Here is a 21,849-nt window from a genome sequence, read left to right on the forward strand (position 1 = left end):
CGCCTTGATGATGGTGCAGGGCGCGCGCGGCTGTCAATCAATCGCGCCCTCGCGATGCGGCAGCCGTGGTGGCGTCGAAGCTGGCGGCGGGCGCTTCGAGCCGCTCGGGCAGGGTGGCGGCCAGGGCCGAGGCGACCTGCGCGAACTGCGCTCGCATGTCGTCGACCAGGCTCGATGCCGCGCGGTGGCTCGCGCGCAGCATCTGTATTTCAAACGGCAGCGCGGGCTGCACCGCATGAAGCGAAACCTTGCCGGGGTTGGCGCTCAGCGCGGTGTACTGGTCAAGCAGCGCCATGCCCAGGCCGGCTTCCACCAGCGCCAGCGCCAGCGAATACGTCTGGACTTCCAGCGTGGAGCGCGGCTCCAGCGCATGCCGTGCGAGTGTCTGCCGCACCAGCAGCCCGAGCGAGCTGTTGTCGTCGTAGCCGACAAAGGGACGCTCCATCAGCTTGCGCATCGGCACCACATGGCGCCGGCCGCCGGCCGGCAGCGGCTGGTCGCGTGGTACCGCAAGCAGCATATGCCCGACGGCCACCGGCTCGCAGGTGATGGCTTCATGGCGCGGCGGCGAGAAGGCGAAGCCCAGGTCGATCTGGTTGGCGAGCAGCGCGCCGACGATCTCGTCGGTATGGTGGGTCAGCACCTGTACCTGGGTATCGGGGTAGCGCGCGCAAAAACCGCGCACCGCCGGCACCAGCAGCGGGCTCGCCAGGCTCGGCGTGGCCGCCACGCGCAGGCGGCCGACACCCTTGTGGCGCAGGCTTTCCGACACGCGCCGTACGCGCTCGATCTCGCCATATAGCCTTTCGACATCGCCATATAGCGCGGTGGCTTCGGGTGTCGCCTGGAGGCGGCCGCGCACGCGCTCGAACAGCCGGAAGCCGAGCGATGCCTCGGCATGCTGCAGCACGCGCGTGACCACGGGCTGCGAGACGTGGAGCAGGCGCGCGGCCTCGCTGACCGTGCCGGTCAGCATGATGGCGCGGAAGACTTCGATCTGTCGCAATCGCATGATGGAGAAGCTGGTGCGGTGGTGCGGTGGTGCGGTGGTGCGGGGGGGACGTTGGCGGCCCATAGCCTGAGGACATATTCTGGCACGTATTGGCATTGGGCAAGCCGCGTGCGCTCGTCTACGCTGCTGCCATCGGATCGAACGCGAGAAGAATGGCAATGCGGGTAGTGATCGTGGGCGCCGGCGTGGTCGGCATGACCAGCGCCTGGCGGCTGGCACAGGACGGCCACGAAGTGACCGTGCTCGAACGGCATGACGGCCCCGGCGAGGAAACCAGCTTCGCCAACGGCGGCCAGCTTAGCTACAGCTATGTGGCGCCGCTGGCCGGCCCGGGCGTGATGGGCAAGGTGCCGGGCTGGCTGTTGCGGCGCGACTCGCCCATGCGCTTCCGGCCCGTGGCGGACCCCGCGCAGTGGCGCTGGCTGGCCGCGTTCATGCGCGCGTGCAACGCCGCCACCAGCGAGGCCACCACGCGCAAGCTGCTGCGCCTGGCGTTCTACTCGCGCGACCTGATGCAGGCGTTCGTGGCCAGCGAAGGCAGCAAGGCGGGGGCGGGTACGGATTTCGATTTTGCGCGGCGCGGCAAACTGATTGTGCACCGCGATGGCGCCGCGTTCGAGACGGCGCGCCGCCTGCTTGACTACCAGGCCAGCCTGGGGTGCGAACAGCAGGCGCTGGACCGCGACGCCTGCGTGGCGCTGGAACCCGCGCTGCTGGGCATCCGCGACGAGATCGCGGGCGCGATCTATACGCCGAGCGAGGAAGTCGGCGACTGCCACCGCTTCTGCCTGTCGCTGGCACGCTTGCTGCAACAACAGCCCGGCGGCGTGTCGATGCGCTTCGGCACCATCGTGCAGGGGCTGGTACAGGAAGGGGGTCGCATCAGCGGTGTGCGGACGGCGTCCGGCGTGGTGCCGGCCGATGCCGTGGTGGTTGCAGGCGGCATCGGCAGCGTGCCGCTGCTGCGTCCGCTCGGCGTGCGGCCGCCGTTGTGGCCGCTCAAGGGCTACAGCATCACCGTGCCGCTGGCGGAAGGCGCGCGTGCGCCGCATATCAGCATCACGGATTTCGCCAACAAGATCGTCTATGCGCGCATCGGCAACACACTGCGCGTGGCGGGCATGGCCGACCTGGTGCGCGGCGGCGCGCGCATCGATCCGGAGCGCGTCGGCGCGCTGGTGACGCAGACGCGCGCGCTGTTTGACGGTATCGTGCCCGATATCCCGCTGGCGCAGCTGCAGCCGTGGGCCGGGCTGCGACCTGCCACGCCGGACGGCCTGCCGATGGTCGGGCCGTCACGGCTTCGCGGCCTGTGGCTCAATCTCGGGCATGGTGCGCTGGGCTTTACGCTCGCCATGGGCAGTGCGGGACTGCTGGCCGACCAGCTCGCCGGCCGCAAGCCCGCGGTCAATGCAGAGGAGTTTTCCGCCGCGCGCGCCTAGCCGCGCGGCAGCGGTTTCCAGTATTGCAGTACGTGGTTTCGATGGAATGCCTCGATCAACAAGCACCCTCAACAGAAGGAGCGCCAAAATGAAGCAACTGCACACTAGCCGCAAGCGGGTCCCCCTGCGCCTGCTGGCAGCCACCGCCCTCAGCCTGGTCAGCACATTCGCCGCCACCGCGGCCAGCGCCGCGGATGGCGACACGCTGCGCAAGATCAAGGAGAGCGGGGTGATCTCGCTCGGCTACCGCGAGTCGTCGATTCCGTTCTCGTACACGGACGGCAAGGAGGTGATGGGCTACTCGCACGAGATCCTGCTACAGATCGTCGACAAGGTGAAGAGCGACCTCAAGCTGTCGAACCTGCAGGTCAGGCTCACGCCGATCACTTCGCAGAACCGGATTCCGCTGGTGCAGAACGGCACCATCGACATCGAGTGCGGCAGCACCACCAACAACCTCGAGCGGCAGAAGCAGGTGGCGTTCTCGAACAGCCTGTTCGTGTACGGCATCAAGATGCTGACCAAGAAGGACTCGGGCGTGAAGGAATTCACCGACCTGAAGGATCGCAACGTGGTCACCACCGCCGGCACCACGGGCGAGCGCCTGCTGGTCAAGATGAACGGCGAGAAGGCCATGAACATGAACCTGATCAGCACCAAGGATCATGGCCAGTCGTTCCTGATCCTGGAAAGCGGCCGTGCCGCGGCCTTTGTCATGGACGAGCCGCTGCTGTACGGCGAGCGCACCAAGGCCAAGAACGCGGGCGACTGGGTGGTGGTGGGTGCGCCGCTGCAGACCGAGAACTACGCCTGCATGTTCCGCAAGGACGACCCGTCGTTCAAGAAGCTGGCCGATGGCGTGGTGGCCGACCTGATGACCAGCGGCCGCGCCGAGAAGCTGTACAACAAGTGGTTCATGTCGCCGATCCCGCCGCGCGGCATCAACATGAACTATCCGCTGTCCGCCGACATGAAGGCGCTGTTCGCCGCGCCGAACGACAAGGCGTTCCAGTAGGGACGTAACACCGGCAGGGCTGGCTGGCAGTTATATAGTCATGATGAATCGTTATTTCCGTATCGATAGCGGTTGCGGTAGCGTTGACGCCGATATAGGCTCATAGCAGCACAACCGGCCGGCGGCCCTATACAAGAGGCCGCCGGCCATTCCGCATCCCACTGGAGAACATATGCGATCGACTCGTCATGGCTGGCTTAAATCCCTGCTGGCTGCCTCGCTGATCGCCGGCGCCGCCGGCCTGACCGCCACCGCGGCCAGGGCCGCGGACCTGCTCGATACCGTCAAACAGGCCGGCGTGCTGAAGATTGGCCTGGAAGGTACCTATCCGCCGTTCGGGTTCCGCGCTCCCAACAACGAGCTGGGCGGCTTCGACGTGGATGTGGCACGTGCCGTCGCCGCCAAGCTCGGCGTGAAGCCGGAATTCGTTACCACGGAGTGGAGCGGCATCATTGCCGGCCTGCAGGCGGGCAAGTTCGACGTCATCGTCAACCAGGTTTCGGTGACGCCGCAGCGCAAGCAGGTGCTGGACTTCTCCACCCCCTATGTCTATTCCGCCGCGCAGCTCATCCAGCGTAAGGATGACAAGCGCGAATTCAAGTCGCTGGAAGAACTGAAGGGCCACAAGCTTGGCGTGAGCCTGGGCAGCAACTACAACGACCTGGCCAAGTCGGTGCCGGGCATCGACGTCAAGACCTATCCCGGCGCGCCCGAATACCTGCGCGATCTGGCCGCGCAGCGCGTGGATGCCGCGCTCAACGACCGGCTGATGGTCAACTACCTGATCAAGACCGCCAACCTGCCGCTGCGCCCTGGCGCGGTGGTGCCGGGCGCCAGTGCCGAGGTGGCCATTCCGTTCCGCAAGGACAACCCGAAGTTCGCCCAGGCCATCGACCATGCGCTGGATGACCTGCGCAAGGACGGCACCCTGACCAAGCTGTCGGTGAAGTGGTTCGGTTCGGACGTGACCAAGCCGGGCAAGTAAGTAATCCCTGCTAGTACCAGTACCCCGCCCGGCCGGAGGCCGCGCGGGGTTTGCGCGCATTCCGGCAGGCCGTTACGATTGGCGCGTCTCTTTCCGCCTCCTCCACATGTCCACTCTCCAGATCGTCTCCGATTCCATGCCCGTGCTGCTGCAGGGCACGCTGCTGACCATCAAGTTCGCACTTTGGTCGATGGCCTTCGGGCTGGTGCTGGGCACGGTGGTGGCGCTGATGGGCATCAGCCACAACGCCATCCTGAAGGGCATCGCGCGCGGGTACGTCAGCATCATGCGCGGCACGCCCTTGCTGGTGCAGATCTTTGTCGTCTACTACGGCTTGCCGGGCATCGGCATCGCACTGGAACCGACACCGGCCGGTGTGCTGACGCTGAGCCTCAATGTGGGTGCTTACCTGTCCGAGAGCATGCGGGGCGCGATCCTCGGCATCGCGCGCGGCCAGTGGCTGGCCGCGTACAGCCTGGGCCTGACGCCCGGGCAGACGCTGCGCTATGTGGTCGGACCGCAGGCTTTGCGCCTGGCGGTGCCGAGCCTTTCCAACAGCTTGATCAGCCTGATCAAGGACACCTCGCTGGTATCGGTGATCACGGTGACGGAGTTGCTGCGCACGGCGCAGGAAGTCATTGCGGCGACCTACCAGCCGTTGCCGCTTTATCTTGCGGTGGCGGTCATCTACTGGGTGCTGAGCACCGGGCTTTCGGGGCTGCAGCATGTGCTGGAGCGCCGCCTTTCATTGCCGGGCAGGCACTAAAAACGCCAGTCAAATAAAGAGGGCCAGCCCGTCGGGGCTGGCCCTTTGTCCATCCAGGCTGCTGGCTTATCCCTGCGCGACGCGGCTGGCGATGTGCGCCAGCGCCTCATCGACCTGGTCCACCAGGATCAGGCACAGGTCACCGGCCTGCACCCGTGACAGCGACGTGTCGATGGCCACAAACTCGCCACGGATCTCGTCGATCGTGCTGGCGCGCGTGGCGCCCTGCAGGCCCTCGCGCAGCAGGGCGAGCACTTCGCCGTCCTCGCGGCCGCGCTGGCACTGGTCCTGGTACAGGATGACCTCGTCGAATACGCCGCCCAGGATCTGGGTCTGCTTGCGGATGTCTTCGTCGCGGCGGTCGCCGGCACCGCTGATCACCACCATGCGGCGCTTGGCGGGCATGGTCTGCACGGCATTGCACAGCGCCTGGATGGCGTCCGGGTTGTGGCCGTAGTCGGCAATCAGCGTGGCGCCGCGGTAGTCGAACACGTTGAAGCGGCCCGGGGCCGTCTGCGCGTCGTTGACGAAGGTCGCCAGGCCGCGGCGGATGATGGTCCAGTCGATGCCGAGCGCCCAGGCCGCGGCGATCGACGACATGGCGTTTTCCACCTGGAAGCCGATCGTGCCGTTGCGCGTGAGCGGGATCTCGGCCAGCGCAAAGCGCACTTCGTTGTCGCCTTCGGAGGCCACAATATGGTCGCCGTCGACAAACACCACGCGCTTGCCCTGCGCGCGGTGCGTGGCCATGGCCGGCTGGCCCGGGTCATGCGCGAAGAACGTCACCGATCCCGGGCACGCATCGGCCATGCGCACCACCATCGGGTCCGCGGCGTTGAGCACGGCCATGCCGTGCGGCGCCACGTTCTGCACGATCACGCTCTTGAGCACGGCCAGGTCTTCCACCGTGCTGATGAACGACAGGCCCAGGTGATCGCCTTCGCCGACGTTGGTCACCACGGCCACGTCGCAGCGATCGAAGGCCAGGCCTTCGCGCAGCAGGCCGCCGCGCGCGGTCTCGAACACGGCGGCATCGACGTCCGGATGCAGCAGCACGTTGCGCGCGCTGCGCGGGCCGCTGCAGTCGCCGGTGTCGATGCGCTCGCCGCGGATATAGACGCCGTCGGTGCCGGTCATGCCCATGCGCAGGCCGCTGGTGGCCATCAGATGAGTGATCAGGCGGACCGTGGTGGTCTTGCCGTTGGTGCCCGATACCGCCACCACCGGGATGCGGCCATCGTCGCCGTCGGCGAACATGGTCGACACGATGGCTTCGCCCACCGCGCGGCCCTTGCCGTATGAAGGCTGCAGGTGCATGCGCAGGCCCGGCGCGGCGTTGACTTCGACCACGCCGCCGGCCTGTTCCTCGAACGGCTTGAGCATGGTCTCGCACACGGCGTCCACGCCGGCGATGTCGAGGCCGACCATCTGCGCGGCTGCCACGGCGCGCGCGGCGATGTCCGGGTGGACGTCGTCGGTCACGTCGGTGGCGCTGCCGCCGGTCGACAGGTTGGCGTTGTTGCGCAGCACCACGCGCGTGCCCTTCGGCGGCACGGATTCCGCAGTCAGGCCCTGCTTGGCCAGCGTCGCCAGGGCGATATCGTCAAAGCGGATCTTGGTGAGCGAAGTCGCATGGCCCTCGCCGCGGCGCGGGTCGCGGTTCACTTCCTCGACCAGCTGGCGCACGGTATGCGAGCCATCGCCGATCACCTGCGGCGGATCGCGGCGCGCGGCGGCGACGAGGTGCTTGCCGACCACCAGCAGGCGGAAATCATGGCCCGGGATGTAGCGCTCGACGATCACGTCGGAACTGATGTCCGAAGCTACCTCATAGGCCGTCATCACTTCTTCGCGCGTGCGGATGCGCACGGCCACGCCCTTGCCCTGGTTGCCGTCGCGCGGCTTCACCACCACGGGCGCGTCGATTTCCTGCGCGGCTTCCCAGGCTTGCTCCGCGCTGCGCACCGAGCGGCCCAACGGCACCGGCACGCCGGCCGCGTGGAGCAGGCTCTTGGTCAACTCCTTGTCCTGCGCGATGGATTCGGCCACGGCGCTGGTCGCGCTGGTTTCGGCGGCCTGGATGCGGCGCTGCTTGCTGCCCCAGCCAAACTGCACCATCGAACCCTGCGTCAGGCGGCGATACGGAATGCCGCGCGCCACGGCGGCGTAGACGATGGAGCCCGTGCTGGGCCCGAGGCGCACGTCCTCGTCGAGTTCGCGCAGGCGGTGCAGCGCGTCGTCCAGGTCGAACGGCGCGTCGTCGCGCGCGGCCAGGCACAGCGCCTGGGCCAGGTCGAACGCCAGGCGGCCGACTTCTTCCTCGCTGTACTGCACGATCACCTGGTAGGTGCCGGGCTCGACGGTTTGCGCCGTGCGGCTGAACGTCACGGGACAGCCGGCCGCGGCCTGCAGGCGCAGCGTGGCGCCTTCCAGCACGTGCGCGAGCGACAGCTCGCCGGCGTCTTCATCCGGATGCAGCGGCCCGATGTCGGGAAAGCGCGCGCGCAAGCGGTCTTCAAAGCCGGGCAGGGCGGCAACCATGTCCGAGGGTTCCGGACAGGCCACGATCGCCTCGATGGCGGTGTGGCGGCACCACAGGTTCGGGCCGCGCAGGGCCCGGATGCGAGAGACTTCCATAGATTCTGGGTTCCGTTCTTCTTCGGGCCGTCAGGCGCGGCGCGGGGGCTGGCCCATCCACTGGTGCACGCGGTCGACGGTGGCGCCGGGGGCGCCTTCGTCGCACTGCAGGACCAGCAGGTCGCCGGCCACCAACTGGCCAAGCGCGGTCTCGATGGCGTCGCGGCGCGTGCCTTCGTCGATGATCTTGGTGACGCGGCGCCCCTCGTAGAGACCTTGCTTGAGCAGGGCGCGAGCCTCGGTGTCAGGCAGCGCGCGCTTGACGCTCTGGTCTTCGCACAGGAACACGCGGTCGAAGCTGGCGCCCAGGACCTTGCCCTGGCGGACCATGTCTTCGTCGCGGCGCTGCACGCCGGCACCGTAGACGATCATGCGGCGTTCGGCCGGGAAACGGTCCAGCGCGGCGGCCAGGGCCTCCAGCGCAGGGGCGTTGTGCGCGTCATCCACCACGACGATGGCGCCGTTGCGCTCGAACAGCGTGAAGCGGCCCGGCACGTCGACCTGGCCCACGTCGAAGGTCACGATGCCCGCGCGGATCAGGTCGTTGGAGATACCCAGCGCCCAGCCGGTGGCGACGGCCGCCAGCACGTTCTCCACCTGGAACGAGACGCGGCCGGCGTAGGTCACCGGAATGGCGGCGACATCGGTCAGCGGCGTTTCGCTGTGGCCGGTGGCCAGCACGACCTTGCCGTCGCGCACGAACACGGCACGCTTGCCGTTCGCACGATGCGCGACGATGGCCGGCAGTTCGGCGGACAGGCCGAAGAAGATCACGTCGCCGTCCGACAGCTCGGCCATTTCCACCACGCGTTCGTCGCGCGCGTTGAGCACGGCGGCACCGTTCTTGAGCACCACGTCAACCTGCGTGCGCAGTACGTTGAACATGCGGTCTTCATCTTCGACGTAGTAGTCGCCCATGTGGTCGGGCGCATCGAAGTTGGTGACCACGCCGACCTGGCAGCGGTCATAGACCAGGCCTTCGGAAAGGATGGCACCGCTGTCGTTCTCAAACACGGCGGCTTCCACCGCGCGGTTCATCAGGATGCGGTGGCCGGCGTCCCAGTTGGCGCGGTCGCCGCCCTGCACCAGGCGGCGGTCCAGGAACAGGCCGTCGCTGCACGCCAGGCCGGTGTGCTTGCCCGACAGCTGCAGCAGGCGGGCGACCAGCTTGGCCACCACGGTCTTGCCGTTGGTGCCGGTAATGCCGACCACCGGGATGCGGCCGGGGTTGGTGTCGTCGCCCTCGGGGAAGAGGTGGTCGACGATGGCGCGGCCCACCGGGCGCGGCGTGCCTTCCGCCGGCTTGAGGTGCATGAGCAGGCCCGGGCCGGCGTTGACTTCCACGATGGCACCGCGTTGCTCGGCCAGCGGGCGCGAGATGTCCTCGGCCACCAGGTCCACGCCCGCGATATCCAGGCCGACCACGCGCGCGGCCAGCGCCGCATGCGCGGCCACGCTCGGGTGCACGCGGTCGGTGACGTCGAAGGCCACGTTGCCGGTGCGCTGGATCAGCACCGTCCTGCCTTCGGGCGGGACCGAGGTGCCATCCATGCCCTGGCGCTTGAGCTCCAGGCGCGCCGCCGAGTCCAGCCGGACGCGGTTCAGCGGATGATCTTCGGTGCTGCCGCGGCGCGGGTCCGAATTGATCTGCAGTTCTATCAGTTCTTCGATGGTCGACTTGCCGTCGCCCACCACGCTGGCGGTCTCGCCCATCGCGGCGGCGACCATGCGCCCGCCCACGACCAGCAGGCGGTGCTCGTTGCCGGGGATGAAGCGCTCGACGATCACGCCGTTGCCTTCCTCGATTGCCACCGCGTAGGCAGTCGCGACTTCTTCGCGCGTCACCAGGTTGGTAAAGACGCCGCGGCCATGGTTGCCGTCGTACGGCTTGACCACCACGGGCACGCCGATGTCCTCGGCGGCTTCCCAGGCGTCTTCGGGCGACTCGACCATGCGGCCTTCGGGCACCGGCACGCCGCACGATTCCAGCAGGCTCTTGGTGAGGTCCTTGTCGCGCGAAATGCTCTCGGCGATGGCGCTGGTGCGGTCGGTCTCGGCCGTCCAGATGCGGCGCTGGCGCGCGCCGTAGCCGAGCTGCACCAGGTTGCCGTCGGACAGGCGGATGGACGGGATGTCGCGGTCATCGGCGGCATCGGCGATGCAGGCCGTGCTCGGGCCGAGGCAGTGCTCATCGACCAGGCGGCGCAGGTTGTCGACGACGGCGGGGACGTCGAACGGGCGGTCCTCGATCGCGGCCATCACCAGGTCGCGTGCCGCGAACAACGCGGCGCGCGTGACTTCCTCGTGCCAGGCGCGCACGATCACCTTGTAGACGCCGCGGACCGGGGTCTCGCGGGCCTTGCCGAACCCGCCGGGCATGCCGGCCAGGTTCTGCAGCTCAAGCGTCACGTGTTCCAGGATGTGGCCCGGCCATGTGCCTTCCTTGAGGCGCTGCAGGAAGCCGCCGCGCTCGCCAATGCTGCAGCGATGCTCGACCAGCGTCGGCAACCACGTCGACAGCCGTTCGTAGAACCCCGGAATCGTGTTGGAGGGAAAATCCTCCAGCTCCCCGATATCGACCCACGCCTCCAGCACGGGCCGATATGTCCACATATTCGGGCCGCGCAGCGACATGACATCGAAAATCTCAATGTCCTTCTTTTTCATTGATTTAGCTTGAGGCAATGGGCGGAAACACCCGAGAAATGGAAGCCTAACCTTTCAGTAACGTTACAGCATACGTCAGGTTGACTTCTTTAGCTGACATCCGATTGTGCAATGCATCAGGAGCCCCGCTGGTTTGCGTTATGTATACTTGCGGGCAAATTCGCGGGCCGCCAGTGTGCGGCCATTCTAAATTGTTTCAAGTTATGTCCGTTTCAGCTGGACGCTGCAAGGCGCGCCGACAATGACCCAATCCTCCCTGCCTGTCTCACAAAGCAACGCCCCGGACGAGCCCTGGCGGCCCGAAGCCGGCGCCGCGCTTCGCCCCGGCGAGACCGTCCTGGCCGGGCTGGAACTCGACCTCGACGCGAGGCTGCATTTTACCCAAGGGTGGCTGGTTGTGACGGACCGGCGCCTTATAGCGCGTGCTCCAGGTGAAAAAAGTGTGCGGGAATGGGCCATCGAGCCCGGCCTGCACCTCTCGCATACCGACCACGCGGGCGTTGGCACCCTCGAACTGGGCAATGGCACGGCTCGCTTCGCCTGCTGGCGCTACACGCTTGGTTACAATCCCGCCGCGCTGCGGCTGGTCGACCAGTTCGAGGCGCGCCGCGACGCCGCTGTAGCCGCGGTGCCGCAGGATGCCGGCGAAGTGCTGTGCCCCACCTGCAAAGCCCCGCTGCCGCCCGGCGAGGAGCAATGCCCGCAGTGCAGCCGTGAACAGGAAACACCGCCATCGACCTGGGCGCTGCTGCGCCTGTGGCGCTTTGCGCGCCCGTACCGCTGGGAGCTGCTGACGGGTTTCTTCCTCACGCTGCTGTCCACGGCGGCCACGCTGGTGCCGCCGTACCTGACCATGCCGCTGATGGACAAGGTGCTGATTCCGTTCCAGAACGGCGTGCCGATCAACTATGACCTGGTGCGCCTGTACCTGGCAGGCCTGCTGGGCGCGGCACTGGTGGCCTGGAGCCTGGGCTGGGCGCGCACTTACCTGCTGGCGCGCGTGTCCGAGCGTATCGGCGCGGACCTGCGCACCACCACCTACGAGCACCTGCTGAAGCTGTCGCTCGAATACTTCGGCGGCAAGCGCACGGGCGACCTGATGGCGCGCATCGGCTCGGAAAGCGATCGCATCTGCGTCTTCCTGTCGCTGCACCTGCTCGACTTCGCGACCGACGTGCTGATGATCGTGATGACAGCGGCCATCCTCATCTCGATCAATCCGTGGCTCGCGCTGGTGACGCTGGTGCCGCTGCCGTTCATCGCGTGGATGATCCACCTGGTGCGCGACCGGCTGCGCCATGGCTTCGAGAAGATCGACCGGATCTGGTCGGAGATCACCAACGTGCTGGCCGACACCATTCCGGGCATTCGCGTGGTCAAGGCCTTCGCGCAGGAGAAGCGTGAAGTGGCCCGCTTCCGCGAGGCCAACAAGCACAACCTGGCCATCAACGACCGCGTGAATGCGGTGTGGTCGCTGTTCACGCCGACCGTGACGCTGCTCACTGAAATCGGGCTGCTGGTGGTGTGGGTGTTCGGTATCTGGCAGGTTTCGCACAGCGCCATCACGGTGGGTGTGCTGGTGGCTTTCCTGACCTATATCAGCCGCTTCTATACGCGGCTCGATTCGATGAGCCGCATCGTCTCGGTCACGCAGAAGGCGGCGGCCGGCGCCAAGCGCATCTTCGACATTCTCGACCACGTGTCGAGCGTGCCGGAGCCCGTGCGTCCGGCAAAGCTGGAGAAGGTGGAGGGCGCCATCGAAATGCGCGACCTCGGCTTCCGCTACGGCAACCGCGCGGTGATCCGCGGCCTGGACCTGTCGATAGCGCCAGGAGAGATGATCGGACTGGTCGGGCACAGCGGCTCGGGCAAGAGCACGCTGGTCAACCTGATCTGCCGCTTCTATGACGTGTCCGAAGGTGCGATCCGCGTCGACGGCATCGACATCCGTTCGCTGCCGGTTTCGGAGTACCGCCGCCATATCGGCCTGGTCCTGCAGGAGCCGTTCCTGTTCTTCGGCACGATCGCGGAGAACATCGCCTACGGCAAGCCTGACGCCACGCGCGAGGAGATCGTTGCGGCCGCACGCGCCGCGCATGCGCATGAATTCATCCTGCGGCTGCCGCACGGCTACGATTCGCTGGTCGGCGAACGCGGCCAGGCGCTGTCGGGTGGCGAGCGCCAGCGCATTTCGATTGCGCGCGCGCTGCTGATCAACCCGCGCATCCTGATCATGGACGAGGCAACTTCGTCGGTCGATACGCAGACCGAGAAGGAAATCCAGAAGGCACTGGATAACCTGGTGCAGGGGCGGACCACGATCGCCATCGCGCATCGTCTGTCCACGCTGCGCAAGGCCGACCGCCTGGTGGTGATGGACCGCGGCCAGATCGTCGAAGTGGGCGGTCACGATGAGTTGCTCGCAAGCGAAGGTGCCTACTACAAGCTCTACCAGGCGCAAGCCCGCAACGTCGATACCGAGGACCAGCCGGCCGATGAGGAATCCCTGCTGGGCACGGAGACCGCCAATGCTTAATGACGCCAATCTCGACGCCAATCTCGACGCCGACGAAATTCCCGATACCGAATTCACGCTGAGCCGCAACGCACTCGGCAAGCTGGTGCTGACGCTTGGCGACGGCACGGCGCACGAGGGCGTGGTGCCGGTGCGCGCCTTCCCGATCGGCGCGCCCGATGATGGCATCGGCATGATGAGCACGGATGGCCGCGAGCTGGCCTGGGTGCCGCGGCTCGACGGGCTTTCGGGACAGCAGCGTGCGCTGGTGGAAGAAGAACTGGCCGCGCGCGAATTCATGCCCGAGATCCAGCACATCGTCAGCGTCGCTACGTTCGCTACGCCGAGCGAGTGGACCGTGCAGACCGACCGGGGACGGACCACGCTGGTGTTGCGCGGCGAGGAAGACATCCGCCGCCTGGCCGGCAGCACGCTGCTGATTTCGGACAGCCACGGCATCCATTACCTGATCCGCGACCTGATGGCGCTGGATCGCCACAGCCGCAAGATACTCGACCGCTTCCTCTGAACTTTGCGCTGATGGCGGCGCGGGGTGCCGCGTCAGTGCAGCAGTTCCTCGCCGTCTTCGTCGTCGTACAGGTCGTCGTGCATCAGCGGGGTGTCCGCGACCATGTCGAATACCGTCGAGTGGTAGTGAAGGCTGAACCAGTCGCGGAACATGGCCAGCGACAACTTTTCTGGCCACAGTGACTCGTCGAACCACTCGGCGAGCATGAATTCGAAGAAACTGCGCCAGCGTTTTTCCACCCAATGCCGGGCACTGTCGGCGGTGTCCGCGAGTTCCTCCGGCAGGAGGAAAACGCTCTGGTCTTCCCGCACGTGTTCGAGCGTCAGGTTGGGCACGGGCTCCGGGTCGACAGCCCGGATCCAGTCCAGGAACGGCTGCTCCGGAACGATCGCGACCAGCGCGCGGTTGATGGTGAAGCGGGGATAGTCGGACATGGCAACGCTACAGGGCAGACTGCAGGACGGTATTGTAGACGCCAATGCGGCGTGGGCGGACAGCTTGTCTTGCGGCCATCCGGCCAAGAAAAAACCCAGCCTGGCAAAGGCTGGGTTTCGGAAATACTGGTGGAGCCGGCGGGAATCGAACCCGCGTCCGCAAGCCCTCCACAGAGAGTTCTACATACTTAGTTCTGTCGTTTGATTTAACCGTACCATCGCGGACGAACACGCTCTGTTACGGCGAGTCACTTGGTTTTCGTCCCTGCAGTCGTGACACCGACGGGGCTTATCTGACGTAAATGACCTCGCTGGTTCTTGCGAACCCTAGCCCGTCAGCGAGCCAGTGCGAGGACGGCGGCCCTTAGGCTGCCAGTGCGTAACGTTCGTCGTTAGCAGTTATTACATTCCCATTGATTAACGAGGTGACGGGTCCTCGGTATGCCCTCCACTGCTTCGCAACCCACGTCGAAACCAGGTCGGCCCCAGTGATGAGAAAACGGATTGTACCCGGTTTGGACGGATGTTGCCGCGCCGGGTTCCGTTTTTGCTTGCGAACGCCAGCTTAGGCCGGCATGAGCAGCGGAATCAACTCCGCAGGATGCCGCACCAGGTAGTCGGCGCCCCAGCTTTCCGGCGGTTCGCCTTCGCCACAGTATCCATACGCGGCGGTGATGGTGACCATGCCGGCTGCCTTGCCGGCCTGGATATCGCGCAAGTCGTCGCCCACATAGACGCATCGTTGCGGTGCCACGCCGCTCACTTCGGCGGCGTGCAACAGTGGCGCGGGATGAGGTTTCGCGTATGGCGTCGTGTCGCCGCTGACCACGGCAGAGGCCCTCGGCGCGAGCCCGATGGCGGCCACGAGTGGAACTGTGAATCTCGCGATCTTGTTGGTGACGATGCCCCAGCGGATGCCGGCGGCCTCGAGCGCGGCCAACACCTGGGGCATGCCGTCGAACAGGCGGGTATGAACGGCAATGTCGGCTTCGTAATAATCGAGGAACAGGTCGCGCAGGGCAGGGAAGTCAGGGTCTTCGGGCTGCTTGCCGAACGCTGCACCGAGCAGTCCGCGGGCGCCATGCGAGGCGACCGGCCGCAACTTCTCGTACGCGACGGGGGGGCGTCCCTGCTCCACTACCAGGCGATTGGCGGCAGCGGCCAGGTCGGGTGCGGTATCGGCCAGCGTGCCGTCCAGATCGAAAAATACGGCGTCAATCCTGGTACTCATTCGCCCACCCGGCGGAAAGCCATCATGTAATTCACGTCCGTATCCCGGCCCAGCGAATAGATCTGCGAGAGCGGGTTGTAAGTCATGCCGCGTACCTCGAGCAGCTCCAGCCCGGTATTGCGCGCAAATCGAGCGAGTTCGGAGGGCGTAATAAACTTTTCATAATCGTGCGTGCCGCGCGGCAGCATCTGCAGGATGTACTCGGCACCCACGATGGCCATCAGGTAGGCCTTCAGATTGCGATTGATCGTGGACACGAAAACATAACCGCCGGGACGAACCAGCGTTGTGCAAGCCTGGATGATGGAGGCGGGGTCCGGCACATGTTCCAGCATCTCCATGCAAGTCACGACATCCACGCTTCCCGGCTCACGGGCCGCGAGCGCTTCGGCGGCGATTTCCTCGTAGGTAATGGCAACGCCGGACTCCAGGCTATGCAGGTCAGCGACGCGCAGAGCTTTGCTTGACAGGTCAATACCGCGCACCTGGGCCCCCAGCCGTGCCATGCTTTCAGACAGGATGCCCCCACCGCAGCCAATATCGACCACCTTCTTGCCGGCCAGTCCGGCGATCCCGTCGATCCAGCCCAGGCGCAACGGGTTCAGGTCGTGCAGCGGCTTGAATTCGCTGTTGGGATCCCACCAGCGATGGGCCAGTTCGCTGAATTTGTCGATTTCCTTGGGGTCGGCGTTTCGGCCGGCGGTATTGCCAGCCGAGGGCGGCAGGGTTTGCGTAGGCGACGTCATGGTGTGCGGTGCTGGCTCGGCGCCATGTGCGCGAGCCGGCAGATAGAAGGAAGTCTGGCCAACTGTACCAAAAAAAAAGCCCAGCTTGCGCTGGGCTTTTCTGCATCGGAAAAGTTCCGATTAACGTGCGCTGCGGGTGCCGACCACTTCGACTTCCACGCGACGGTTCGGTTGCTGGCAGGCGATCTGGGCCTTGCGAGTGCCCTTGCACGACTTTGCGTCGACCTTCAGCTGACGCTTGCCCTTGCCTTCGGTGTACACGCGGTTGGCTTCAACGCCCTTGCTCACCAGGTAAGCCTTGACCGATTCAGCACGACGGATCGACAGGCGATCGTTGTACTTGTCCGAGCCGAACGAGTCGGTGTGGCCAACGGCGATGATGACTTCCAGGGTAATGCCTTGCAGCTTCGAGACCAGGTCGTCCAGCTTGGCCTTGCCTTCCGGCTTCAGGACAGCCTTGTCGAAGTCGAACAGGGTGTCAGCAGCGAAAGTGACCTTCTCGCTGGAAACAACCGGAGGAGCAACCGGTGCCGGTGCCGGTGCCGGTGCTGCGGCCGGGGCCAGGGCGCCGTCGCACAGGGCATTGGCGGTAGCCGGGGTCCAGGAGCTGTCGCGCCAGCAGAGCTCGTTCGTGCCATTCTTCCACACGTACTCGCTCGTACCGTTGCCCCAGTTGTCATTCACGGCCTTCTTTTCATAGGGGACGGACTGGGCTTGAGCGGATGCAGCCATTACTGCGGTAGCTGCAACGAGCGCGAGCTTGGCAAATTTTTTCATATTTCTCCTCTCAGGATGAGATCACCGCAGGGTTACTGCGAGCAAATGGACGAAAACAAGTCATACATTCTTCGGAGTATAACATTCTCGATGTGGTGTATGCTCCACTTCGAACAACGTCTGGCTCTTCGCTGGGGAATTGTGCCACAAGGCTCGTTTCCTAAGAAGTAAATATATTCGATTCAATCAACGGGTTTTGGCCCCTGTGGTGTTTGTGCAACATGGCTCTTGAACTACCCGGAAAGCCTTGTGGCATCAGGCTTTACGGGTTTCAAGTCAAGCGCGCCGGAGGCCTGGACAGGGGCGGCGGAGGGGGGCGGAGGCGGGTTCGCGCGCATGTTAGAATGGCACGTTGGCCAGCCGCCGGATGCCTCGCGCATAGGGGCGGAAAACACCGGCCTCCTTTCGCTTAAACCCGCCGCATAAACCACGCCGCAATGGATCCATTCGCAAAAGAAACCCTTCCGGTCTCCCTCGAAGAGGAAATGCGCCGCTCGTATCTGGATTACGCAATGAGCGTGATCGTGGGCCGGGCGCTTCCCGATGTACGAGATGGCTTGAAGCCGGTTCACAGGCGCGTGCTCTATGCGATGCATGAGCTCAACAACGACTGGAACCGGGCGTACAAGAAATCGGCCCGTATCGTCGGCGATGTGATTGGTAAGTACCACCCACACGGCGACACTGCTGTATACGACACAATCGTCCGCATGGCGCAGAATTTCTCGCTGCGCTACATGCTGGTCGATGGCCAGGGGAATTTCGGCTCGGTGGACGGGGATAACGCGGCCGCCATGCGTTATACCGAAATCCGCCTCTCGAAAATCGCCCACGAGATGCTTCACGATATCGACAAGGAAACAGTCGATTTCGATCCGAACTATGACGGTTCGGAAAAAGAGCCGGCTATTCTCCCGGCGCGAATTCCGAATCTGCTTATCAATGGTTCGTCGGGTATTGCGGTCGGCATGGCCACCAATATCCCGCCACATAACCTGAATGAAATTGTCGACGGCTGTCTTCACCTGCTGCGTAATCCGCAGGCGACAATCGACGAGCTGATTGAATTGATTCCCGCGCCCGATTTCCCGACCGCCGGCATTATCTACGGCATCCAGGGCGTGCGCGAGGGTTATCGCACCGGACGTGGCCGTGTCGTCATGCGTGCCCGCACGCACTTCGAAGACATTGACCGCGGCCAGCGCCAGGCTATCATCGTCGACGAGCTGCCGTACCAGGTGAACAAGCGCACGCTGCTGGAGCGTATCGCCGAACTGGTCACCGACAAGAAGGTCGAGGGCATCTCGGACATCCGTGACGAGTCGGACAAGTCCGGCATGCGCGTGGTGATCGAACTCAAGCGCAATGAAGTGCCTGAGGTCGTCCTCAACAACCTATATAAGAACACCCAGCTCCAGGACACCTTCGGCATGAACATGGTGGCCCTGGTCGACCGCCAGCCGCGCCTGCTCAACCTGAAGCAGATGCTGGAGTACTTCCTGCAGCATCGCAGGGAGGTGGTGACCCGCCGCACGGTGTTCGAGCTGCGCAAGGCGCGCGAGCGCGGCCATGTGCTGGAAGGCCTGGCCGTCGCGCTGGCCAATATCGACGAGTTCATCGCCATCATCAAGGCGGCGCCGACGCCGCCGATCGCGAAGCAGGAACTGATGACGAAGTCCTGGGATTCCGGCCTGGTTCGCGAGATGCTTTCACGTGCCGAATCCGACACCCCGGGGGGTCGGGCCTCCTACCGTCCGGATGGCCTGCCAGCCGTGTTTGGCATGCAGTCCGATGGCCTGTACCGGCTTTCGGACTCGCAGGCGCAGGAAATTCTGCAGATGCGCCTGCAACGCCTCACGGGCCTGGAACAGGACAAGATCGTCCAGGAATATCGCGAAGTGATGGCGATTATCGCCGATCTGCTCGATATCCTGGCCCGTCCGGAGCGCATCACCACCATCATCTCCGACGAACTGACCGCTATCCGCGCGGAATTCGGAGACGATCGCCGTTCGCAAATCGAGTTGAACGCGACCGAGCTGGATACCGAGGACCTGATCACTCCGCAAGACATGGTGGTCACGCTGTCCCACAGCGGCTATATGAAGAGTCAGCCGATTTCCGAGTACCGCGCGCAAAAGCGCGGTGGTCGCGGCAAGCTGGCGACGGCCACCAAGGAAGACGACTGGATCGACACGTTGTTCGTGGCCAATACCCACGACTACATCCTGTGCTTCTCGAACCGCGGCCGCCTGTACTGGCTGAAAGTCTACGAAGTGCCGCAAGGTTCGCGTAACTCGCGCGGCCGGCCGATCGTCAATATGTTCCCGCTGTCGGATGGCGAGAAGATCAACGTCATTCTGCCGGTGCGCCAGTTCGACGCCGAGCACTTCATCTTCATGGCGACTGCCCGCGGCACGGTCAAGAAGACGGCGCTGACGGAGTTCTCCAACCCGCGCAAGGCCGGCATCATTGCCGTCGACCTCGATGATGGTGACTACCTCATCGGTGCCGCGGTCACGGATGGCCAGCACGACGTGATGCTGTTCTCGGATGCCGGCAAGGCCGTGCGCTTTGACGAGAACGACGTGCGTCCGATGGGTCGCCAGGCCCGTGGCGTGCGAGGCATGAACCTCGACGAAAGCCAGACGGTCATCGCCATGCTGGTAGCTCCGGCGGAGACGGCCGAGGGCGTCGACACGGCGGAGCAAACCGAGGCCAACGCGCCGGGCAGCGTGCTCACCGCCACGGAGAACGGCTACGGCAAGCGTACGCCGATCACTGAGTACACTCGACACGGGCGCGGCACCAAGGGCATGATTGCGATCCAGACGAGCGAGCGCAATGGCCGTGTGGTGGCTGCTGCACTGGTTTCGCCCGAAGACGAGATCATGCTGATCACCACCGGTGGGGTGTTGATCCGTACACGCGTGGCGGAAATCCGCGAGATGGGCCGTGCCACGCAAGGCGTTACGCTGATCAACGTCGACGAAGGTACCAAATTGTCGGGACTTCAGCGCATTGTGGAAAGCGATGCCGATACCGGCGCCGGCTCGGAAGAGGCGGAAGAAGCCGACGGTCCCACGGACGCCGACGCCAATTCGTAAGTTGTTGCAACAATAGGACACCGGCCGGAACTCGCCAGATGGCGGGCCGGACTAAAACGGACATATTTTCCAGGGAGTCACAATGCTCAAAACCTACCGACGTATCGCTGTTCTGGCTGCTTTTGTTCCTACGTTCATGGTGGCGCAACATGCCCACGCCCAGGACGCGGACAAGACCGCAGCCATCAAGGAACTGCTTTCCGTCATGCAGGCTGACCAGGCTGTGAAGGGCCAGGCTGACAACTGGCAGCAAGGCGCCAAGCAGGAAGCTCCGCTGGTGCTGGAGCAGGTGCTGGTCGAGAACAAGACGCTGAGCGACAAGCAGAAGCAAGCCGCTGTCGAGAAGCTGAAGAAGAACGGTGCCGTACAGCGCATGGTCGACGGCGCCGGCACGGCGTTCAACACCGACGGCTTCCGCAAGGATGCTATCCAGGCGCACTATGACGCCTTCGGCAAGTACTACAGCACCCAGGAAATCAAGGACCTGACCACGTTCCTGAAGTCGCCTACCGGCCAGAAGTTCATGGCGAACCAGGGCAAGGCGACCCAGGAGATCTGGGGTTCGATGATGCAGAAGTACGGTCCGCAAGTCGGCAAGTCGATGCGCGACGCCGCCGAAAAGGAAATCTCGGCTGCCGCGAAGTAATCGCCGGCCTGGCAGGGCGCTGGTCCGGCGCCCGCCCCGCATCGCCCTACGGGATGCGGGTTTGAGGGATAATGGCTGCTTGGGTTACACCGGCAGCCATTTTTCTTTTCCAGTCCATGAACGATCCACAGACTCCCGCTCTCGCTGGCTTGCAGCGCGCATTGGCCGAACGTGTCTTCAACTTCTCGCCGGGCCCGGCAGCCCTGCCTGCCGAAGTGCTGCAACAGGCCGCCGAGGAAATGCTGTCGTGGCATGGGACGGGCGTGTCGGTCATGGAAATGAGCCATCGCAGCAAGGAGTTCGAGGGCATTCTGGCCGAGACCCTGGCGGATCTGCGCGAACTTCTTCACATTCCCAAGAACTTCCGCATCCTGTTCCTGCAAGGCGGCGCCATCGGCGAGAACGCAATCGTGCCGCTGAACCTGATGCGCCTGCGCAATGCGGAGCAACCCAAGGCGGATTTCGTGCTGACCGGCGCGTGGTCGGTCAAGACCGAGCAAGAGACCCGGCGCTATGGCGAAGTCAATATCGCCGCGTCGAGCGCGGACCGCAAGTTCACCAATATCCCCGCAGTAGCCGACTGGAAGCTGTCGGACGACGCGGCCTACGTGCACCTCTGCACCAATGAAACCATCGGTGGCGTGGAGTTCCACGAAATCCCGGATATCGGGCAGGACAAGGGCCGCGTCGTGGTCGCGGACGCCTCGAGCCATATCCTCTCGCGTCCGGTGGACTGGTCGCGCGTGCAGGTCATGTATGGCGGCGCGCAGAAGAACATTGGTCCCGCGGGGGTGACCATCGTGATCGTGCGCGAGGACCTGCTGGGCCACGCTCACCCGCTGTGCCCGTCGGCGTTCAACTGGCGCGTGGTGGCGGAGCATGACTCCATGTACAACACGCCGCCGACTTATGCGATCTACATTGCGGGCCTGGTGTTCAAGTGGCTGAAGCGCCAGGGCGGCGTGCCGGCGATCGAGCAGCGCAATATCGCGAAGGCCAAGGCGCTGTATGACTTCCTCGACCAGAGCGATTTTTATCGCAACGACATCGATCCTCACTGCCGTTCGCGCATGAACGTGCCGTTCCTCCTCGCTGACGAAACCCGCAACGAGGCGTTCCTGCAGCAGGCCCGCGCCAACGGCCTGCTGCAACTCAAGGGCCACAAGTCCGTGGGCGGCATGCGCGCCAGCATCTACAACGCCATGCCGATCGAAGGCGTTTATGCCCTGATCGATTTCATGCGCGAGTTCGAACGCGCCGCTGCCTGAAGGCGCCGCGTCGGCCGGCCGCGTGCCATCGGTGCGCGCGGCGTTGTTTTATTCTCAGGCCCTCCCGCGCGG

16 protein-coding genes and 1 other RNA gene are annotated in these 21,849 nt (G+C 64.8%); 9 read left to right on the plus strand and 8 right to left on the minus strand.

Annotated elements, in window-relative coordinates; genetic code table 11:
• Window positions 1-37 precede the first annotated feature (37 nt).
• Window positions 38-1,012 (minus strand): LysR family transcriptional regulator, encoded by a 975-nt coding sequence (locus ACIGJC_RS03885; RefSeq protein WP_483710713.1) that lies wholly within the window; start codon window positions 1,010-1,012, stop codon window positions 38-40.
• Window positions 1,013-1,170: 158 nt separating this feature from the next.
• Between ACIGJC_RS03885 and ACIGJC_RS03890 the strand changes: the two genes are divergently transcribed.
• From ACIGJC_RS03890 to ACIGJC_RS03905, 4 genes are all read left to right on the plus strand, one after another.
• On the plus strand, window positions 1,171-2,454 hold the full coding sequence (locus ACIGJC_RS03890; protein ID WP_483710714.1) for a D-amino acid dehydrogenase: 1,284 nt from the start codon (window positions 1,171-1,173) through the stop codon (window positions 2,452-2,454).
• Between the two features lie 88 nt (window positions 2,455-2,542).
• Entirely contained in the window at window positions 2,543-3,469 is a 927-nt protein-coding gene (locus ACIGJC_RS03895; protein WP_483710715.1) for a glutamate/aspartate ABC transporter substrate-binding protein, read from the plus strand.
• Between the two features lie 172 nt (window positions 3,470-3,641).
• Entirely contained in the window at window positions 3,642-4,454 is an 813-nt protein-coding gene (locus tag ACIGJC_RS03900) for a transporter substrate-binding domain-containing protein (RefSeq protein ID WP_483710716.1), read from the plus strand.
• Window positions 4,455-4,560: 106 nt separating this feature from the next.
• Window positions 4,561-5,220: an amino acid ABC transporter permease gene (locus ACIGJC_RS03905; protein WP_483710717.1), complete on the plus strand. Its 660-nt coding sequence runs from the start codon at window positions 4,561-4,563 to the stop codon at window positions 5,218-5,220.
• Window positions 5,221-5,286: 66 nt separating this feature from the next.
• Here the strand turns inward: ACIGJC_RS03905 and cphA (ACIGJC_RS03910) are convergent, their stop codons facing one another.
• Both cphA (ACIGJC_RS03910) and cphA (ACIGJC_RS03915) read right to left on the minus strand, forming a co-directional pair.
• Window positions 5,287-7,857, minus strand: coding sequence for a cyanophycin synthetase (cphA, locus tag ACIGJC_RS03910; RefSeq protein WP_483710718.1), 2,571 nt, complete (start codon window positions 7,855-7,857; stop codon window positions 5,287-5,289).
• A 30-nt stretch (window positions 7,858-7,887) separates the two neighbouring features.
• Window positions 7,888-10,524, minus strand: coding sequence for a cyanophycin synthetase (gene cphA, locus ACIGJC_RS03915; RefSeq protein WP_483710719.1), 2,637 nt, complete (start codon window positions 10,522-10,524; stop codon window positions 7,888-7,890).
• A gap of 241 nt (window positions 10,525-10,765) precedes the next feature.
• Between cphA (ACIGJC_RS03915) and ACIGJC_RS03920 the strand changes: the two genes are divergently transcribed.
• On the plus strand, window positions 10,766-13,060 hold the full coding sequence (locus ACIGJC_RS03920) for a cyanophycin metabolism-associated ABC transporter (protein ID WP_483710720.1): 2,295 nt from the start codon (window positions 10,766-10,768) through the stop codon (window positions 13,058-13,060).
• Window positions 13,053-13,568 carry a cyanophycin metabolism-associated DUF1854 family protein gene (locus ACIGJC_RS03925; RefSeq protein WP_483710721.1) on the plus strand — a complete coding sequence of 172 codons (516 nt, stop codon included), beginning with the start codon at window positions 13,053-13,055 and terminating at the stop codon, window positions 13,566-13,568. The genes ACIGJC_RS03920 and ACIGJC_RS03925 overlap by 8 nt, the downstream gene beginning before the upstream one ends.
• Before the next feature lie 32 nt (window positions 13,569-13,600).
• On the opposite strand, the gene ACIGJC_RS03930 is transcribed toward ACIGJC_RS03925, so the two are convergent.
• The 5 genes from ACIGJC_RS03930 to ompA all read right to left on the minus strand — a co-directional run bounded on the left by ACIGJC_RS03930 (window position 13,601) and on the right by ompA (window position 16,756).
• On the minus strand, window positions 13,601-14,002 hold the full coding sequence (locus ACIGJC_RS03930; RefSeq protein WP_483710722.1) for a hypothetical protein: 402 nt from the start codon (window positions 14,000-14,002) through the stop codon (window positions 13,601-13,603).
• Between the two features lie 127 nt (window positions 14,003-14,129).
• Window positions 14,130-14,489: a transfer-messenger RNA gene (ssrA, locus tag ACIGJC_RS03935) on the minus strand.
• 78 nt (window positions 14,490-14,567) lie between these two features.
• Window positions 14,568-15,233 (minus strand): phosphoglycolate phosphatase, encoded by a 666-nt coding sequence (gph, locus tag ACIGJC_RS03940; RefSeq protein WP_483710723.1) that lies wholly within the window; start codon window positions 15,231-15,233, stop codon window positions 14,568-14,570.
• Window positions 15,230-15,979 carry a bifunctional 2-polyprenyl-6-hydroxyphenol methylase/3-demethylubiquinol 3-O-methyltransferase UbiG gene (ubiG, locus tag ACIGJC_RS03945; protein ID WP_483710724.1) on the minus strand — a complete coding sequence of 250 codons (750 nt, stop codon included), beginning with the start codon at window positions 15,977-15,979 and terminating at the stop codon, window positions 15,230-15,232. The genes gph and ubiG overlap by 4 nt, the downstream gene beginning before the upstream one ends.
• Before the next feature lie 120 nt (window positions 15,980-16,099).
• Window positions 16,100-16,756, minus strand: a complete 657-nt coding sequence (gene ompA, locus ACIGJC_RS03950) for an outer membrane protein OmpA (protein WP_211947270.1) — start codon at window positions 16,754-16,756, stop codon at window positions 16,100-16,102.
• Window positions 16,757-17,193: 437 nt separating this feature from the next.
• Here ompA and gyrA point away from each other — a divergent pair, with 437 nt between their 5' ends.
• From gyrA to serC, 3 genes are all read left to right on the plus strand, one after another.
• Window positions 17,194-19,863 carry a DNA gyrase subunit A gene (gene gyrA, locus ACIGJC_RS03955; RefSeq protein ID WP_483710725.1) on the plus strand — a complete coding sequence of 890 codons (2,670 nt, stop codon included), beginning with the start codon at window positions 17,194-17,196 and terminating at the stop codon, window positions 19,861-19,863.
• Between the two features lie 82 nt (window positions 19,864-19,945).
• A complete protein-coding gene (locus ACIGJC_RS03960) occupies window positions 19,946-20,509 on the plus strand; it encodes a DUF2059 domain-containing protein (RefSeq protein ID WP_276099751.1) in 564 nt (187 codons plus the stop codon).
• A 116-nt stretch (window positions 20,510-20,625) separates the two neighbouring features.
• Entirely contained in the window at window positions 20,626-21,777 is a 1,152-nt protein-coding gene (serC, locus tag ACIGJC_RS03965) for a 3-phosphoserine/phosphohydroxythreonine transaminase (RefSeq protein ID WP_483710726.1), read from the plus strand.
• Window positions 21,778-21,849 lie beyond the last annotated feature (72 nt).

This window comes from Cupriavidus sp. C3SS-1, assembly GCF_057073755.1.